Below are 17,082 nucleotides of genomic sequence, written 5' to 3' on the forward strand. Positions count from 1 at the left end.
ACTCCCCATATCCGGGGAGGGGCTCCAAAGGGCTCTGACGGCCACCCAGCGCTTCGGGCGGTGACACCCCGCTGTGGGCGGTCATGCGCACGGTTTTGTGGGCAATCGTTCCGCAGGGTGGAACGGGTGGGCACAAAACCCGAGGCCGGTGCCCTTTGCTTGGGCCTGCACCACAGGCGCCCCGCACCCACGGCCAACGTCAGCCGTACGTGTCCCCAGGCCCCACGGACCCGGGCGCCCGCAACGGCCCGTACCCCTTGCGCGGACCGCCCGGCCCCAAGACCTTGATCACCCGCACCGTCCCGTGCCCCAGGTCCTCGTTCAGCCGCGCCACCAACCTCGGCGCCAACAACCTCAGCTGCGTCGCCCACGCCGTCGAGTCGCACTGCACGGTGAGCACCCGCTCCTCCGGCGCCTCGTCGTACTTCAGCGGTACGCAATGGTTCGCCAGGTCCTCGCCCACGATCTGCGGCCAGCGCCCCATGACCCCGCCGACCGCCGCCGGCGTCTCCCAGCCGCGCTCGGTGATCAGCCGGTTGATCGCGGCGCCGAGCCCGACCGGGTCACGCCCGTCGGCGTGCGCACCCGAGCGCAGCCCACCGCCCCGCCGGGCCTGCTTCTTCTGCTGAGCCGCCGCGCCCCGCGCCTTCGCCTGCTCCTTGGCGGCGCGCAGCGCGACCCGCGCGAGATCCACACCCGACGGCTCGGGTGCCTTGGGGGCCGGGGAGCCCTGGGGATTCTCGTTCTCGCTCACGACCTCACGACCCTCACAGCCTGTCCACCGAGCCCCCCGCGACCCCGTACCGAACCCCCGCCAGCACCGCCGGCACGTCGTCGTCCACCGCCGCCGTCACCAGCACCTGCTCGCCCGGGGCCACCAGCTCCGCCAGCCGCTCCCGACGCCGCGCGTCCAGCTCGGCGAAGACGTCGTCGAGGACCAGGACGGGCTCGTTCCCCTCCGCCCGCAACAGGTCGTACGAGGCCAGCCGCAGCGCCAGCGCGTACGACCAGGACTCCCCGTGACTCGCGTACCCCTTCGCCGGCAGATCGCCGAGCTTGAGCAGCAGCTCGTCCCGGTGCGGCCCGACCAGCGTCACGCCCCGCTCGATCTCCTGCTTGCGCACCTCCGCGAGCGCGGCGATCAGCTGCTCGTACAGCTCCTCACGCGTGTGTCCGGGGCCCGGCGCGGACGGCCGGTACTCCAGCAGAATCGGTCCGCCACCCGGTGCCAGCTGCTCGTACGCCTTGTCCGCCAGCGGCTGCAGTACGGCGATCAGATCCAGCCGCTGGGCCAGCAGCTCGGCGCCCGCCCTCGCCAGATGCTGGTCCCACACATCCAGCGTCGACAGGTCCATGCCACGACCGCCGTGGCGCCGCGCCATGGCCGCGGACTTCAGCAGGGTGTTGCGCTGCTTCAGCACCCGCTCGTAGTCGGAGCGCACGCCCGCCATACGCGGCGCGCGCGCCGTGATCAGCTCGTCGAGGAAGCGCCGGCGCTCTCCGGGATCGCCCTTGACCAGCGCCAGATCCTCCGGAGCGAACAGCACCGTCCGTACGATCCCCAGGACGTCACGGGGCCTGACCTGCGAGGACCTGTTGATACGGGCGCGATTGGCCCGCCCCGGGTTGAGCTCCAGCTCGATCAGCTGGGAGCGCTCGCCCTGGGTGACCGCGGCGCGAATGATCGCCCGGTCCGCCCCCATCCGTACGAGCGGGGCGTCCGAGGCGACACGGTGGCTGCCGAGCGTGGCGAGATAGCCGACGGCCTCGACCAGATTGGTCTTGCCCTGGCCGTTCGCCCCCACGAAAGCGGTGACGCCCGGATCGAGCGGGACCTCGACCCGGGCGTAGGAGCGGAAGTCGGCCAGCGACAGATGCGTGACATGCATGGTGTGCGCCGACCTTCCCCCGGCTGCTGTGCACCGAGGGGTGCACAGCCTGTGGATTACTTCTTGGACTCGACCGCGTGGCCACCGAACTGGTTGCGCAGCGCGGCGATCATCTTCATCTGCGGGGAGTCGTCCTGGCGGGAGGCGAACCGCGCGAACAACGACGCGGTGATCGCGGGCAGCGGCACCGCGTTGTCGATCGCGGCCTCCACGGTCCAGCGGCCCTCGCCGGAGTCCTGCGCGTAGCCGCGGAGCTGCTCCAGGTGCTCGTCCTCGTCCAGCGCGTTGACCGCCAGGTCCAGCAGCCAGGAACGGATGACCGTGCCCTCCTGCCAGGAGCGGAAGACCTCGCGCACGTCGGTGACGGAGTCGACCTTCTCCAGGAGCTCCCAGCCCTCGGCGTACGCCTGCATCATCGCGTACTCGATGCCGTTGTGGACCATCTTCGCGAAGTGGCCCGCACCGACCTTGCCCGCGTGGACCGAGCCGAACTCGCCCTCGGGCTTGAGCGCGTCGAAGATCGGCTGAACCCGCGCCACGTGTTCGGCGTCGCCGCCGTACATCAGCGCGTAGCCGTTCTCCAGGCCCCAGACGCCGCCGGAGACGCCGCAGTCGACGAAGCCGATGCCCTTGGCGGCGAGCTCCTCGGCGTGCTTCTCGTCGTCGGTCCAGCGGGAGTTTCCGCCGTCCACGACGATGTCACCGGGGGAGAGCAGATTCGCCAGCTCGTCGATCGTGGACTGGGTCGCGGCACCGGCCGGGACCATCACCCACACGACGCGCGGACCCTTGAGCTTGCCCACAAGCTCTTCCAGGCTGTGGACATCGGCGAGGTCCGGGTTGCGGTCGTATCCGATGACGGTGTGGCCTGCGCGGCGGATGCGCTCACGCATGTTGCCGCCCATCTTGCCGAGACCGACGAGACCGAGCTCCATCAGAGATTCCTTAAGCGTCGTGTGCGGTTTACCCGGGTCCGAGCCTACGCCCGGACCCGGGTGCACACCTGTGGGGTCAGCCGCTCAGTCGACGGCCGTCCCGAAGGGTCATCCGGAGAGCCGCACCGGCATGATCAGGTACTTGTACGCCTCGTCCGCCTCGGCGTCCAGGGCCGGCTTGCCGCTCAGCAGCGCGGGCTTGGTGGACGTCGTGAACGAGAGCTGGGCGACCGGGGAATCGATCGCGCTCAGGCCGTCCAGCAGGAAGGTCGGGTTGAAGGCGATCGAGATGTCGTCGCCCTCCAGCTGAGCGTCCACACGCTCCACAGCCTGTGCGTCGTCGCTGGAGCCGGCCTCCAGGATCAGCACGCCCTGCTCGAAGCTGAGCCGGACCGGGGTGTTGCGCTCGGCCACCAGGGCCACACGCTTGACGGCCTCGACGAACGGGGCGGTCTCGATCACCGCGACCGAGTTGAACTCCGTGGGGAAGAGCGTCCGGTACTTCGGCAGGTCGCCCTCGAGCAGCCGCGTGGTGGTGCGGCGGCCCGCGCCCTCGAAACCGATCAGGCCCTCGCCCTTGCCGGAGCCCGACAGCGCAAGAGTGACCGTGTCACCGCTGGTCAGCGCCTTGGCGGTGTCCAGAAGGGTCTTGGCGGGCACCAGAGCGACGGCGGAGGCGTCCGGGGACTCCGGCTTCCACAGGAACTCGCGGACCGCGAAGCGGTAGCGGTCGGTGGAGGCCAGGGTGACCGTGTCGCCCTCGATCTCGATCCGCACACCGGTGAGGACGGGCAGCGTGTCGTCGCGGCCGGCGGCGATGGCCACCTGGGCGGCGGCGGAGGCGAAGACCTCACCGGGCACGGTGCCGGTCGCGGTGGGCATCTCCGGCAGCGCCGGGTACTCCTCCACAGGCAGGGTGTGGAGGGTGAAGCGGGAGGAGCCGCAGACCACGGTCGCCCGTACACCGTCTGTGGAGATCTCCACCGGGCGGTTCGGCAGGGCGCGGCAGATGTCGGCGAGCAGGCGGCCGGAGACCAGGACGGTGCCGTCCTCCTCGACCTCCGCCTCGACGGAGACCCGCGCCGAGACCTCGTAGTCGAAGCTCGAGAAGCTCAGCGCGCCGTCCTCGGCCTTCAGCAGAAGGCCCGCGAGTACGGGCGCCGGCGGACGGGCCGGGAGGCTGCGGGCCACCCAGGCCACCGCCTCCGCGAGTACATCGCGCTCCACCCGGATCTTCACCGGAACCGCCTCCTGCTGTTGCTGGCTCTTCGTCGACTGCGGGAACCAGTCTGACGTACGCCGCCGACACTCGGTGCGGCTCGGGGTCAAGTCGCGACGAGAGGTCGCCGAGGCTCCGGCACCGAGTTGTGCACAGGTCCCACTTCGAAGCGAATTCCGGGCTAACTCTATGTGGGAGTAGTAGTAGGGCCTGTGGAAACCGTGGATAACGCCATCTGCGCAGGTCAACACCGGTTTTTTGTCCACTGCCCCTGTGGGTGGACCCGGTGGACAACTGAGGCGTTCTGTGGACACCCGAAAGTTCTGCACACCCGGTACACAGGCCACTGGGACTTCTCCCCAGCGATGTCCCCAGCTTTACCCACGTTCCCCACAGCCCAATCGTCTCCCTTGGTGTGACCGCTTTCACTCGACGCGGTGAGCCCGGGCGTTTCGTTGCCGAACAGTGGACAGCGGTGTGGAGAAGCTGTGGGCAACTGACGGCCCCCTGTGGGTTGGCGGTGGACAACGGAGGAACCCCCCTGTGGACGAGAGATTCGTCCACAACCTGTGGATCAAGGTTGCCAACAAATCCACACCCGCCTGACCTGGTGTGATGCCCCCTCAGCTGCCGAGCCTGTGGATGCGATCCGGATAACTTGGCAGTCCCCACCCTGTGGACGGAAGATCATCCCCCAATCTGTGGAGAACCGACTACCCGCGCCTCGTATTCGAACAGCGCGACCGCGCACAGGCGTGTGGGAGGCCTCGCGGAGGCGCCCGGCAGGCAGCCCACAGACGCCCGGCAGGCCCCTCGCAGGCCCCTCACAGGCGCCCGGGAAACGGAGAAGGGCGCCCCAGGAGGTGTCCCGGGGCGCCCTTCGGAGGGTGTGGGTGCGGCGCTCGGCCGCTCCCCCTCAGCCGTTCTTGATGCGGTTGGTCAGCTCGGTGACCTGGTTGTAGATCGAGCGCCGCTCGGCCATCAGCGCACGGATCTTCCGGTCCGCGTGCATCACCGTCGTGTGGTCGCGTCCGCCGAACTGCGCGCCGATCTTCGGCAGCGACAGGTCCGTGAGCTCCCTGCACAGGTACATGGCGATCTGGCGGGCCGTCACCAGGACCCGGCTGCGCGAGGACCCGCAGAGGTCCTCCACCGTGAGCCCGAAGTAGTCGGCGGTGGCCGCCATGATCGCGCCGGCCGTGATCTCCGGCGCCGAGTCCTCGCCGCCCGGGATGAGGTCCTTGAGGACGATCTCGGTCAGCCCCAGGTCCACCGGCTGTCGGTTGAGGCTCGCGAAGGCGGTGACGCGGATCAGCGCGCCCTCCAGCTCACGGATGTTCCGCGAGATGCGGGAGGCGATGAACTCCAGTACCTCCGGCGGCGCGTTGAGCTGCTCCTGCACCGCCTTCTTGCGGAGGATCGCGATGCGCGTCTCCAGCTCCGGCGGCTGTACGTCGGTGGTCAGGCCCCACTCGAAGCGGTTGCGCAGCCGGTCCTCCAGGGTCATCAGCTGCTTGGGCGGCCGGTCCGAGGAGAGCACGATCTGCTTGTTCGCGTTGTGGAGCGTGTTGAAGGTGTGGAAGAACTCCTCCTGCGTCGACTCCTTGCTCGCGAGGAACTGGATGTCGTCGACCAGCAGGATGTCCACGTCGCGGTAGCGCTTGCGGAAGGTGTCGCCCTTGCCGTCGCGGATCGAGTTGATGAACTCGTTGGTGAACTCCTCCGAGCTCACGTACCGCACACGCGTGCCCGGGTAGAGGCTCCGCGCGTAGTGCCCGATCGCGTGCAGCAGGTGGGTCTTGCCGAGGCCCGACTCCCCGTAGATGAAGAGCGGGTTGTACGCCTTGGCCGGCGCTTCGGCCACGGCGACCGCGGCGGCGTGCGCGAACCGGTTCGAGGAACCGATGACGAAGGTGTCGAAGAGGTATTTGGGGTTCAGCCGTGCGTGCTGCTCGCCGGGGGCACCGGACGCGGAACCCTGCCCGGAGCCGGCGCCGCCCCCGTGACCCGGTACGGGGCCGCCCGGGCGGGGACCCGGGCCGGTGCCGGGCCGCGGCGTGTCTGGCAGCTCGGCCCGTTCCGGCCGCTGCGGCTGGTCGTAGGCGGGCGGCCGCTCGTCGTAGCGCGGCTGCTGGGGCTGCTGCGGTCGCGGGCCCGTGTACGGGTCGCGCTCCTGGAACGAACCGAGCCGCGGCTGCTGCCAGGAGAGGTCCTCCTGGGTGCGCGGCCAGGAGCCCGGGTCGGGGCGCTGCTGCTGGTAGTCCGGGTAGGCGGGGCGCGCGGTGGGGAGACCGTCGTCGGGCATGGGCCGGTGGCCGTAGCCGTCGTACTTGTCGTAGGGCTCCGCCGGCGGCCGCTCGTCGTAGCGCGGCGGCTGCTGCTGGACCGGAGGTGCGAGGGGGGTCGGTTCGCCGACCGAGTCGTCGACGGTGATCGCGATCCGGATCGGGCGGCCGCACTCGCGGCTCAGGGTCTCGCTGATCAGCGGTGCCAGGCGTCCCTCGAGGACCCGCTTGCCCCATTCGTTGGGGACGGCGAGCAGTGCGGTGTCGGCCACCAGCGCGAGAGGCTGGCAGCGCTCGATCCACTGCTTGTCCTTGGGCTCGATGCCCTGCTGGCCTTCTCCGAGGAGCTGCTCGAGCACGCGTGGCCACACTGCGGCAAGATCGGCAGGTACGTCAGCCACAGGGCACGCTTTCTCGCAGGTCCCACGAATGTGTGGTTCTCGGGACGGTGGGGGGTCGATGTCCGTCCGGACAGGTGAGGACAGAACGGAAAAAGATTCAGGAGTCCAGCCACGGTAGTCGCGGCGGCTGACCTCGTTCAAGTCGTTGTCCACAGCCTGTGCACAATGGACCCCGGTGATCGGTCGGTTTGACCGGATGGCGTAGCCGCGCGTACCGTAACCAGGTCGAGTTGTCGATGGCTGCTGCCGCCTGCCTCCGATGGGCAAAGATCACGGTCTGTGATCGTGAAGCGGTGCACTCGGGCGTATTGCGAGCTACTCGTGGGCGCACGGTGACAGCCAGGCGATGTCCCGCCATCTACGAATCATTTCTGGAGCCCCCGAGTGAGCAAGCGCACCTTCCAGCCGAACAACCGTCGTCGCGCCAAGACCCACGGCTTCCGCCTGCGGATGCGTACGCGTGCCGGTCGCGCCATCCTGGCGAACCGCCGTTCCAAGGGTCGCTCGAGCCTGTCCGCCTGATCCGCTTAAACAGGTCATGACGTGCTGCCTACCGAGAATCGGCTGAGGCGGCGCGAGGACTTCGCAACCGCGGTACGCCGAGGGCGCCGGGCCGGTCGCCCGCTCCTCGTCGTCCACCTGAACAGCGGTGCAACGAACCCGCACGCGCCTGGGGAGAGCGCTTCCCCGGCACGTGCGGGTTTCGTCGTGAGCAAGGCCGTGGGCGGCGCCGTCGTACGCAACCAGGTGAAGCGACGCCTGCGCCATCTCGTCCGCGAACGGCTGTCCGAGCTGCCCCCCGGTAGCCTGGTGGTCGTACGGGCATTGCCCGGAGCCGGCGACGCCGATCACGCACAGCTGGCCCGAGACCTGGACACCGCTCTTCAGCGGCTCCTGGGAGGGGGCACGCGATGAAGTACCCGCTGCTGGCTCTCATCAAGCTGTACCAGTGGACGATCAGCCCGCTTCTCGGGCCCGTCTGCCGGTACTACCCGTCGTGTTCCCACTATGGATTCACGGCCATCGACCGGCATGGCGCGATCAAGGGCACTGCCCTGACCGCCTGGCGCATCCTGCGGTGCAATCCGTGGTCGCCCGGCGGCGTGGACCACGTGCCTCCGCGCAAGCGTCCTCGCTGGCACGAACTGCTGCGGAACGCGCTGCGTGGCGACAAGGGCGGGTCCACCGCCGAGACGAGCCCGGCCGCAGAGACCTCGCCCAATGCTCAAGGAGCCTGATTAGTGGACACGATTGCCAATTTTTTCAGCTTCATCACCACACCTGTCTCATGGGTGATCGTCCAGTTCCACAAGCTGTACGGGGCGATCTTCGGCCCTGACACGGGCTGGGCCTGGGGCCTGTCGATCGTGTCCCTCGTGGTGCTGATCCGTATCTGTCTGATCCCGCTCTTCGTGAAGCAGATCAAGTCGACGCGGAACATGCAGGCGCTCCAGCCGAAGATGAAGGCGATCCAGGAGCGCTACAAGAGCGACAAGCAGCGTCAGTCCGAAGAGATGATGAAGCTGTACAAGGAGACGGGCACCAACCCGCTCTCCTCGTGCCTTCCCATCCTGGCGCAGTCGCCGTTCTTCTTCGCCCTGTACTCGGTGCTCTCCCACATCGCCGAGGGCAAGGAGATCGGTGTCATCGACGGCCCGCTGCTCGCCAGCGCCCGTCAGGCACACATCTTCGGTGCCCCGCTCGCCGCCACCTTCACCGACAGCGCCGCCGAGGTCGCCGCTCTCGACGCCTCGCTGACCTCGGTCCGCATCGTCACCGCGGTCATGATCATCATGATGTCGGCCTCGCAGTTCTACACGCAGCGCCAGCTGATGATGAAGAACGTCGACCTCTCGGTGAAGACGCCGTACATGCAGCAGCAGAAGATGCTCATGTACATCTTCCCGGTGATCTTCGCCGTCATGGGCATCAACTTCCCCGTCGGTGTGCTCGTCTACTGGCTGACCACGAACGTGTGGACCATGGGCCAGCAGATGTACGTGATCAGCCAGAACCCCACCCCGGGCAGCAAGGCCCAGGACGCCTACCTCCAGCGCCTGCTGAAGAGCGTCGGGTCGCACGGTGAGGTCCGTGGCCGTCGTCGGAAGAACATCGTCAAGGCCATCGTCGCCAAGGGCGCCGACCGCAACGAGAACGAGCGTCGCTTCTTCTCGGGCCTGGCCAAGGCCGGCTTCGCGCCCCAGGCCGACGGCACCGTGATCAAGAGCGACACCGTCGCCGCCGAGGTCGAGGGCGGTGCCGCGGCCAAGCGTCAGCAGCCCAAGCGCCAGACCAAGGCGAAGCGTCAGGCCGCGGCCCAGCACTCCACGGCGAAGAGCGCCGAGGACGCCGAGGATTCCGACGCGTCCGGCGAGGAGCCCACCACCTCGCTGGAGAAGAAGCCGCAGGACGAGGCCAAGGACGAGGGCAAGGACTCGGCGCAGGGTGACAAGCCCGCGCGGCCGAGCCGGGCCAACTCCGGGGGTTCCCGTCAGGCCAAGTCCGGTCAGCGCAAGGGCCAGCAGCGCCCGAAGCACCCGTCGTCCAAGAAGTAGAAGGAGTCCATCCGTGACGGAAGGCACCATCTCCGCCGCCGCCGAGGGTGGCGACACCCTGACCCGCCTGGAGCAGGAGGGTGAGATCGCGGCTGATTACCTCGAGGGTCTGCTCGACATCGCCGACCTCGACGGTGACATCGACATGGACGTCGAGGCGGACCGGGCCGCGGTCTCGATCGTCAGCGACTCGAGCAGCCGCGACCTGCAGAAGCTCGTGGGTCGCGACGGCGAGGTGCTGGAGGCGCTCCAGGAGCTGACCCGCCTGGCCGTGCACCGGGAGACCGGTGACCGCAGCCGGCTGATGCTCGACATCGCCGGGTTCCGCGCCAAGAAGCGTGCGGAACTCGCCGAGATCGGTGCCAAGGCCGCGTCCGAGGTGAAGTCGACCGGTGAGCCGGTCAAGCTGGACCCGATGACGCCGTTCGAGCGCAAGGTCGTGCACGACGCGGTCGCCGCGGCCGGTCTGCGCAGTGAGTCCGAGGGCGAGGAGCCGCAGCGCTTCGTCGTCGTTCTCCCTGCCTGACCCCTCTCGCAGTGTCGGCCCCGTCTGCTCGCAGGCGGGGCCGATCTTGTCAGCCTGATAGTCAGCCACCACAGTGCGCTCGCACCTATGTGTGCGGTGCGGAAGGACGGTTCCCGTGACGGAGGCAGCGGAGCTCCCCCCTGCGCCCGAACAGGCGCGGACGGTATTCGGTGAGTACTTCCCGGAGGCCGTCCGGTACGCGGAGCTCCTCGCGGACGCGGGCGTGAAGCGTGGGCTGATCGGCCCGCGTGAGGTTCCCCGGCTGTGGGAGAGGCACCTGCTGAACTGCGCGGTGCTCTCCGAGGTGGTGCCCGAGGGCGTCACCGTGTGCGACGTCGGCTCGGGCGCCGGGCTGCCCGGCATCCCGCTGGCCCTCGTGCGGCCGGACCTGAAGATCACGCTCCTGGAGCCGCTGCTCCGTCGGACGAACTTCCTTCAGGAGGTCGTGGAGCTGCTGGGCCTGGACCATGTCACCGTGGTGCGCGGTCGCGCCGAGGAGATGCTCGGCAAGCTTCCGCCCGTGCACGTGGTGACCGCCCGTGCCGTGGCGCCGCTGGACCGGCTGGCCGGCTGGGGTGTCCCGCTGCTGCGTCCGTACGGAGAGATGCTGGCGCTCAAGGGCGACACGGCGGAGGAGGAGATCGACGGCGCTCGTGCCGCGCTCTCCAAGCTCGGTGTGGTGGCGGCCTCCGTGCTTCAGGTCGGCGAGGGCATCGTGGATCCCTTGTCGACCGTCGTACGGGTGGAGGTCGGCGAGAGCCCGGGTGGTGTGAGATTCGCCGCCAAGCGAGCCAAGGCCGCCCGTACGAGCAGGACGCGGCGTCGCCGCTGAGCCGTCAACGTGGCGCGACTGAGCCGTCAACGCCGCGCAACTGATCCTTACAAGCTGCCATACGTACGTATTTCGGAGTGTCGAGGGGTCCTGGGTGCGCGGCGAGTGCATCGTGTTTCACGTGAAACGTCGCTCACTGCTGCAGGGGATCATCAGCCGCGGCCGCGCGGCTGCCACGCCCCGGGACCGCAAACCCCTCGCGAAGCCCCTCGCGAGGGGGACGGGATTGTCCACAGAGGTGGATTCATCCACAGAACCACGGGCCTCGCTGGTTCACGACCCCGAAAGCATGGCAGGCTCTGTTCATCGCGAGCCTGAAGCCGAGGAGAGTGAATCCTTGCGGTCCGACGCCAACATCGCGGGACCGATGACCGATCCGGTCCCCGGTCCCCGAACCGAATCGGCGGGGGAGGATGTTTCACGTGAAACACCGCCCCCGATGGACGACACCCCCATTGGTCGTGCTGCCCAACTGGCAGTAGAGGCGCTGGGGCGTGCCGGCGAGGGTCTTCCCCGGCCTGCCCAGACACGCGTGATGGTGGTCGCCAATCAGAAGGGCGGCGTGGGCAAGACGACCACGACGGTCAACCTTGCCGCCTCCCTGGCGCTGCACGGGGCCCGGGTCCTGGTCATCGACCTCGACCCGCAGGGCAATGCCTCGACGGCACTGGGCATCGACCACCACGCCGAAGTTCCCTCGATCTATGACGTCCTGGTGGAGAGCAAGCCGCTCTCCGACGTGGTGCAGCCCGTCCAGGACGTCGAAGGTCTCTTCTGCGCCCCGGCCACCATCGATCTCGCCGGTGCGGAGATCGAGCTGGTGTCGCTGGTGGCGCGGGAGAGTCGACTGCAGCGAGCGATCCAGGCATACGAGCAGCCGCTGGATTACATCCTGATCGACTGCCCGCCCTCGCTCGGACTGCTGACGGTCAACGCCCTGGTGGCGGGGGCCGAGGTGCTGATCCCGATCCAGTGCGAGTACTACGCACTGGAGGGCCTGGGTCAGCTCCTGCGGAACGTCGACCTGGTGCGTGGGCATCTCAACCCCACGCTTCATGTCTCGACGATCCTGCTCACCATGTACGACGGCCGGACGAGGCTCGCCTCGCAGGTCGCCGACGAGGTGCGCACCCACTTCGGCGAGGAGGTGCTGCGGACCAGCATCCCGAGGTCCGTGCGTATCTCGGAGGCGCCGAGCTATGGACAGACCGTCCTCACCTACGACCCGGGCTCCAGTGGTTCGCTGTCGTATCTCGAGGCGGCCCGTGAGATCGCGCTGCGGGGCGTCGGGATCCACTACGACCCGCAGCACGCCCATGTGGGCCACCAGAACAGCCAGAGCAGCATGTCGGAGGGGATCCAGTGAGTGAGCGACGTAGGGGGTTGGGGCGTGGGCTCGGTGCGCTGATCCCCGCTGCTCCCCAGGAGCGGCAGGCGCCGGCTGTCGGTGTGGGGGCGGGCTCCGCTTCCCCGGGAGCCGTTCCGGCCCTGTCTTCGGAGCGCGGTGTGGCCGCCGCGAAGGTGGCGACGCTGCCGCAGAGCCCGCAGTCCCCGGATGCGATGACGCCGATGAGTCCCGTGCTCGAGGCCGAGCCGGTGGTGGAGCCGGAGTCCCCCGCCGGGGTGCACTTCGCCGAGCTGCCGCTGGGCTTCATCACGCCCAACCCGAAGCAGCCGCGTGAGGTCTTCGACGAGGACGCTCTGGCGGAGCTGGTCACCTCCATCAAGGAGGTCGGTCTGCTGCAGCCGGTCGTCGTACGGCAGCTGGGTGCCGAGCGCTACGAACTCATCATGGGTGAGCGTCGCTGGAGGGCGTGCCGTGAGGCCGGCCTGGAGCTGATCCCCGCGATCGTTCGTGCCACGGAGGACGAGAAGCTTCTCCTGGATGCCCTCCTGGAGAACCTGCACCGGGCGCAGCTGAACCCGCTGGAAGAGGCGGCCGCCTACGACCAGCTGCTCAAGGACTTCAACTGCACCCATGACCAGCTGGCCGACCGCATCGGGCGCTCGCGCCCGCAGGTCTCCAACACGCTGCGTCTGCTGCGCCTGTCGCCGCCGGTCCAGCGACGGGTCGCGGCCGGTGTTCTCTCGGCCGGTCATGCCCGCGCCCTGCTCTCCGTGGAGGACCCGGAGACGCAGGACAAGCTGGCGTACCGGATCGTGGCCGAGGGTCTCTCGGTGCGTGCCGTCGAGGAGATCGTGCAGCTGATGGGCTCGGAGCCCACGGCCACGACGAAGCCGAAGGGTCCGAGGGCGGGGGCGCGTGTCTCCCCGGCGCTGACCGATCTGGCTTCCCGGCTGTCCGATCGCTTCGAGACGCGCGTGAAGGTCGATCTTGGGAAGAGCAAGGGAAAGATCGTCGTCGAGTTCGCCTCGATAGACGATCTGGACCGGATTCTCTCGACCCTCGCTCCCGGTGAGGGGCGGGTCATGGACCAGGGGAACTCCGAGCAGAGCGAGGACGACGCCGAGAGCTGAGTTCTCTGGACGTCTCCATGTCCCCCAAGGGCGGGCCGTGTTCCGGTGAAGGCCGGAAGACGGCCCGCCCTTTGCCTGCGCGCGGTATCGCCCTGAACGCCCCATCGATACGATTCTGTGAGGGCGTATCCGTACTGCGATGGCCGTTGGGAAGCGAGGAACAGCCGTGGGGCGTCGGCTCGTACCGCTCACTCTGGACAACCTTCCGGACCTCCCCAAGCGGTGTCGCTCCTGCGTCTTCTGGGAGCTCGACCCCGTGAGCGGGGAGGCCGCGGTGAAGGCCGGCCGGCCGGAGTTGGAGAAGGAGGCGTGGATCTCCGCGGTGCTGCTGGAGTGGGGGTCCTGCGGCCGGGTGGTCTATGTGGACGAGGTCCCCGTCGGCTTCGTTCTCTACGCGCCCCCGGCGTATGTGCCGCGCTCGATGGCCTTCCCCACGAGCCCGGTCTCCGCGGACGCGGTGCAGCTGATGACGGCCTGGATCATGCCCGGGTATCAGGGGCAGGGGCTCGGCCGCGTGATGGTGCAGACCGTCGCCAAAGACCTGTTGCGGCGCGGCTTCAAGGCGATCGAGGCGTTCGGTGATGCCCGGTGGAAGGAGCCTGCCTGTGTGCTGCCGGCGGAGCATCTCACGGCTGTGGGCTTCAAGACCGTCCGGCCGCACCCCACGCATCCACGGCTGAGGCTGGAGCTCCGGACTACGCTGTCGTGGAAGGAAGACGTCGAGCTGGCGCTGGACCGGCTTCTGGGCGCCGTCCAGAAGGAGCCGGCGCTGCGGCCGCTCTGACGAACGACGACGGCCCGCCTCCATGCGGAGGCGGGCCGTGGGTGTTTCACGTGAAACAGAGGCGTCAGGCAGTGGCCTCGACGAAGCCCTCGAGGTCGCGGAGGATCGCGGCCTTCGGCTTGGCGCCGACGATGGTCTTCACGACCTCGCCGTTCTGGTAGACGTTCAGCGTCGGGATGGACATGACGCCGTACTTGGCGGCCGTGGCCGGGTTCTCGTCGATGTTGAGCTTCACGACCTCGATCTCGCCGTGCTCGGCGGCGATGGCCTCCAGCGACGGGGCGATCTGGCGGCACGGTCCGCACCACGCGGCCCAGAAGTCCACCAGGACGGGCTTGTCGCTCTTGAGGACGTCGTCCTCGAAGGAGGCATCGGTCACGTTCTTCAGGGCGCCGGCCACGGCGACCTCCTTAACTTCGCGGGGTGTGGGGTGGGGAAAGCCGGGTGCGGGTCAGACCGCGGGGGTCGTCGCCGGCTCGGAGACCTTCTCGCTGTCGGCAAGGGCGGCCAGGAAGCGCTCGGCGTCGAGAGCGGAGGAGCAGCCGGTGCCGGCGGCGGTGATCGCCTGGCGGTAGGTGTGGTCGACGACGTCACCGGCGCCGAAGACACCGGAGAGGTTCGTCCGCGTCGACGGGGCGTCGACCTTGAGGTAGCCCTCCGCGTCCAGCTCCAGCTGGCCCTTGAAGAGCTCGGTGCGCGGGTCGTGGCCCACGGCGATGAAGAGACCGGTCACCGGCAGCTCGCTGGTCTCGCCCGTCTTGGTGTTGCGCAGGGTCAGACCGGAGAGCTTCTGGTCCCCGTGGATCTCGGCGACCTCGCTGTCCCAGGCGAACTTGATCTTCGGGTCGGCGAAGGCGCGCTCCTGCATCGCCTTGGAGGCGCGCAGGGAGTCCCGGCGGTGGACGATCGTGACGGACTTGGCGAAGCGCGAAAGGAAGGTGGCCTCCTCCATCGCGGTGTCGCCGCCGCCGACGACGGCGATGTCCTGGTCCTTGAAGAAGAACCCGTCGCAGGTGGCGCACCAGGAGACACCGCGGCCGGAGAGCTCGTCCTCCTTGGGCAGGCCGAGCTTGCGGTGCTGGGAGCCGGTCGTGACGATGACGGCCTTCGCGCGGTGCACGGTGCCGGCGGTGTCGGTGACGGTCTTGATCTCTCCGGTCAGGTCCACGGCGACGACATCGTCGGGAACCAGCTCGGCGCCGAAGCGCTCCGCCTGGGCGCGCATGTTGTCCATCAGGTCCGGGCCCATGATGCCGTCACGGAAGCCGGGGAAGTTCTCCACGTCGGTCGTGTTCATCAGGGCGCCACCAGCGGTGACTGCTCCCTCGAAGACCAGCGGCTTCAGCGACGCACGCGCCGTGTAGAGCGCAGCGGTGTAACCCGCGGGCCCGGAGCCGATGATGATCACGTTACGGACGTCGCTCACGGGTTTCTTCCTCGTCTCTGCAGACTGCCACTGCCTACGGGGCGGTCGGTCGGTGACTCTCACCCCACCCAACGGATCCTAAGGGGCGAGCATTCCCGAGACCGCCGCGCGGCACGGCATCGAGGTCAGGAGCGGGGATACGCCTGCGTCATCAGAACCTCGGCCTTGGTCTGTCCGCCGCCTTCGGCGCAGGAGGCGTCCAGCACAAAGGCCTGCACGCGTGTGCCGTCGGTGCCCTGGGGCAGGACAACGAGATAGGCCGGGGTGCCCTGGTAGTTGCCCCTCTGGAAGGCGATGACCGTGTCGGTCCGGCCCGTACCGGCCTTGACGCAACTGGGCAGCGACTCGGCCATGCCTCGCTTCGGTGTGTCACCGCCGCTCTCGGCGGTCAACGACTCCGGGTGGCTCTCCTTGGGAGCCGTGAGGCTGTCTCCCTGATGCAGGAGCTCCTGGACCCGGGCATCGAGAGGCTGACCGTCGAACTGGCCCGCGGCGATTCCGCTGGCGGCACTGTCGGTCTTCTTGTCGCCCGACTCGCCACTGAGCGTCTGCACGCCTCCCTGGACGAAGAACAGGCTCATGCCGAGCGCTGCGGCACCGAAGACCGCGCCGAGCGCAGCGATCCGGCGGCGCCGGGTCTTGGGGCGGCCCGGACCCGTGGCGGCGCGAGGGCGGCCGGCAGGTCGCTCTGCGGCGGCGGGCTTCGGGCTGGGGTGCGTATCGGAGTGGGCGCTCGCTGTTTCACGTGAAACATGCGCGTCGACGTCCCGTGTGGTGGCGTCCAGGAGCGCTTCGGCGGCCAGGGCGGCATCGATGCGGCCGGCGATCTCGGCGGGCATCCGCGGCGGACCGGGGAGCGTGCCGAGCAGCCCCCGGATCTCCTCCAGAGAGGTCCGCACATCCGCGCACAGGGAGCAGCCGTCGAGGTGTCGTCGGACGGCCGCGGTGCGGGACGGAGAGAGCAGCCCCTCGGTGAGGTCGGAGATCTCCGAGACGTCCGGGTGCTGTGTTGTGTCGGCCCTGCCGGTCGTGGAAGTCACGCGCGCCCACCTCCGCCCTTCACAGCAGCCGGACCATTCGATCCGTTATCCGTTGGCCCCGACACCGGTGGGACGGATGCCCCCGGCGTCCGGTTCCTTCCCCCGTCGGAGGCTTCGTTACCCCCTGTATCGGCGCGCAGATGGATGAGCATCGGCAGGAGCCGGGCCCGCCCGCGTGCGCAGCGGCTCTTCACCGTTCCGGTGGGGACATCCAGGATGCGTGCGGCCTCTGCGACCGGGTAGCCCTGCATGTCGACCAGCACGAGGGCGGCCCGCTGGTCTGCGGGGAGCTTGGCGAGGGCTGCCAGCAGCTCACGGTGGAGGTCCTGGCGTTCGGCGGGGGCCTCGGCGGACTCGGCGGGTTCGAGGAGCTGCTCGAAGCGCGCCGGGTCGTCCATGGGTGAGGTCTTGCGGGAGGCGGTCTTGCGGGCGCGGTCGAGGCAGGCGTTCACGGTGATGCGGTGGAGCCAGGTCGTGACGGCCGACTGGCCGCGGAAGGTATGCGCGGCCCGGAACGCCGAGACGAGGGCGTCCTGGACGGCGTCAGCGGCCTCCTCGCGGTCCCCCAGCGTCCGCAGGGCCACGGCCCACAGCCGATCGCGGTGGCGCCGCACGAGCTCACCGAAGGCGTCGGGATCGCCGGCGACGTGGCGAGCCAGGAGTTCCTGGTCGCCGATGTCGCCGTATATCGCATCGTCCAACGGTGAGCCCC

General features: G+C 69.0%; 18 protein-coding genes. 9 read left to right on the forward strand and 9 right to left on the reverse strand.

All coding sequences use genetic code 11. The features are described from left to right. Positions 1-199: 199 nt before the first annotated feature. From ACFV9D_RS09330 to dnaA, 5 genes are all read right to left on the reverse strand, one after another. On the reverse strand, positions 200-754 hold the full coding sequence (locus ACFV9D_RS09330) for a DUF721 domain-containing protein (protein ID WP_385143344.1): 555 nt from the start codon (positions 752-754) through the stop codon (positions 200-202). Between the two features lie 13 nt (positions 755-767). Then, positions 768-1,889 carry a DNA replication/repair protein RecF gene (recF, locus tag ACFV9D_RS09335; RefSeq protein ID WP_385143347.1) on the reverse strand — a complete coding sequence of 374 codons (1,122 nt, stop codon included), beginning with the start codon at positions 1,887-1,889 and terminating at the stop codon, positions 768-770. Between the two features lie 56 nt (positions 1,890-1,945). Beyond that, positions 1,946-2,824, reverse strand: a complete 879-nt coding sequence (gene gnd / locus ACFV9D_RS09340; RefSeq protein ID WP_385143350.1) for a phosphogluconate dehydrogenase (NAD(+)-dependent, decarboxylating) — start codon at positions 2,822-2,824, stop codon at positions 1,946-1,948. A gap of 108 nt (positions 2,825-2,932) precedes the next feature. Then, positions 2,933-4,063, reverse strand: a complete 1,131-nt coding sequence (gene dnaN / locus ACFV9D_RS09345) for a DNA polymerase III subunit beta (protein ID WP_015034855.1) — start codon at positions 4,061-4,063, stop codon at positions 2,933-2,935. An 896-nt stretch (positions 4,064-4,959) separates the two neighbouring features. Further along, on the reverse strand, positions 4,960-6,729 hold the full coding sequence (gene dnaA, locus ACFV9D_RS09350) for a chromosomal replication initiator protein DnaA (RefSeq protein WP_385143353.1): 1,770 nt from the start codon (positions 6,727-6,729) through the stop codon (positions 4,960-4,962). A gap of 384 nt (positions 6,730-7,113) precedes the next feature. On the opposite strand from dnaA, the gene rpmH reads away from it, so the two are divergent. The 9 genes from rpmH to ACFV9D_RS09395 all read left to right on the forward strand — a co-directional run bounded on the left by rpmH (position 7,114) and on the right by ACFV9D_RS09395 (position 13,904). Then, positions 7,114-7,251 carry a 50S ribosomal protein L34 gene (gene rpmH, locus ACFV9D_RS09355; protein WP_060891143.1) on the forward strand — a complete coding sequence of 46 codons (138 nt, stop codon included), beginning with the start codon at positions 7,114-7,116 and terminating at the stop codon, positions 7,249-7,251. A 21-nt stretch (positions 7,252-7,272) separates the two neighbouring features. Continuing rightward, positions 7,273-7,644, forward strand: a complete 372-nt coding sequence (rnpA, locus tag ACFV9D_RS09360; protein ID WP_376439037.1) for a ribonuclease P protein component — start codon at positions 7,273-7,275, stop codon at positions 7,642-7,644. Then, complete coding sequence (gene yidD, locus ACFV9D_RS09365) at positions 7,641-7,967, forward strand: membrane protein insertion efficiency factor YidD (protein ID WP_137994568.1); 327 nt, start codon at positions 7,641-7,643, stop codon at positions 7,965-7,967. Before rnpA ends, yidD begins: the two co-directional genes overlap by 4 nt. A 3-nt stretch (positions 7,968-7,970) precedes the next feature. Then, positions 7,971-9,284, forward strand: a complete 1,314-nt coding sequence (yidC, locus tag ACFV9D_RS09370; protein WP_385143358.1) for a membrane protein insertase YidC — start codon at positions 7,971-7,973, stop codon at positions 9,282-9,284. 13 nt (positions 9,285-9,297) lie between these two features. Continuing rightward, positions 9,298-9,810: a protein jag gene (locus ACFV9D_RS09375; protein ID WP_376439044.1), complete on the forward strand. Its 513-nt coding sequence runs from the start codon at positions 9,298-9,300 to the stop codon at positions 9,808-9,810. A 115-nt stretch (positions 9,811-9,925) separates the two neighbouring features. Further along, on the forward strand, positions 9,926-10,642 hold the full coding sequence (gene rsmG / locus ACFV9D_RS09380) for a 16S rRNA (guanine(527)-N(7))-methyltransferase RsmG (protein WP_385143361.1): 717 nt from the start codon (positions 9,926-9,928) through the stop codon (positions 10,640-10,642). Positions 10,643-10,931: 289 nt separating this feature from the next. Beyond that, positions 10,932-12,008, forward strand: a complete 1,077-nt coding sequence (locus ACFV9D_RS09385) for a ParA family protein (RefSeq protein ID WP_385143850.1) — start codon at positions 10,932-10,934, stop codon at positions 12,006-12,008. Next, the gene (locus tag ACFV9D_RS09390; RefSeq protein WP_385143364.1) at positions 12,005-13,120 is read left to right on the forward strand and encodes a ParB/RepB/Spo0J family partition protein; all 1,116 of its coding nucleotides are present in this window, start codon (positions 12,005-12,007) and stop codon (positions 13,118-13,120) included. The genes ACFV9D_RS09385 and ACFV9D_RS09390 overlap by 4 nt, the downstream gene beginning before the upstream one ends. Positions 13,121-13,286: 166 nt before the next feature. After that, positions 13,287-13,904, forward strand: a complete 618-nt coding sequence (locus ACFV9D_RS09395; protein ID WP_385143367.1) for a GNAT family N-acetyltransferase — start codon at positions 13,287-13,289, stop codon at positions 13,902-13,904. Positions 13,905-13,968: 64 nt separating this feature from the next. On the opposite strand, the gene trxA is transcribed toward ACFV9D_RS09395, so the two are convergent. From trxA to sigM, 4 genes are all read right to left on the reverse strand, one after another. Then, complete coding sequence (trxA, locus tag ACFV9D_RS09400) at positions 13,969-14,304, reverse strand: thioredoxin (protein WP_385143370.1); 336 nt, start codon at positions 14,302-14,304, stop codon at positions 13,969-13,971. Between the two features lie 51 nt (positions 14,305-14,355). After that, positions 14,356-15,330: a thioredoxin-disulfide reductase gene (trxB, locus tag ACFV9D_RS09405; protein WP_385143373.1), complete on the reverse strand. Its 975-nt coding sequence runs from the start codon at positions 15,328-15,330 to the stop codon at positions 14,356-14,358. 125 nt (positions 15,331-15,455) lie between these two features. Continuing rightward, complete coding sequence (locus ACFV9D_RS09410; RefSeq protein ID WP_385143376.1) at positions 15,456-16,370, reverse strand: zf-HC2 domain-containing protein; 915 nt, start codon at positions 16,368-16,370, stop codon at positions 15,456-15,458. Next, positions 16,367-17,071 (reverse strand): RNA polymerase sigma factor SigM, encoded by a 705-nt coding sequence (gene sigM / locus ACFV9D_RS09415; protein WP_385143380.1) that lies wholly within the window; start codon positions 17,069-17,071, stop codon positions 16,367-16,369. The genes ACFV9D_RS09410 and sigM overlap by 4 nt, the downstream gene beginning before the upstream one ends. Between the last annotated feature and the right edge of the window lie 11 nt (positions 17,072-17,082).

This window comes from Streptomyces sp. NPDC059875, assembly GCF_042731085.1.
Taxonomy (GTDB): Bacteria; Actinomycetota; Actinomycetes; order Streptomycetales; family Streptomycetaceae; genus Streptomyces.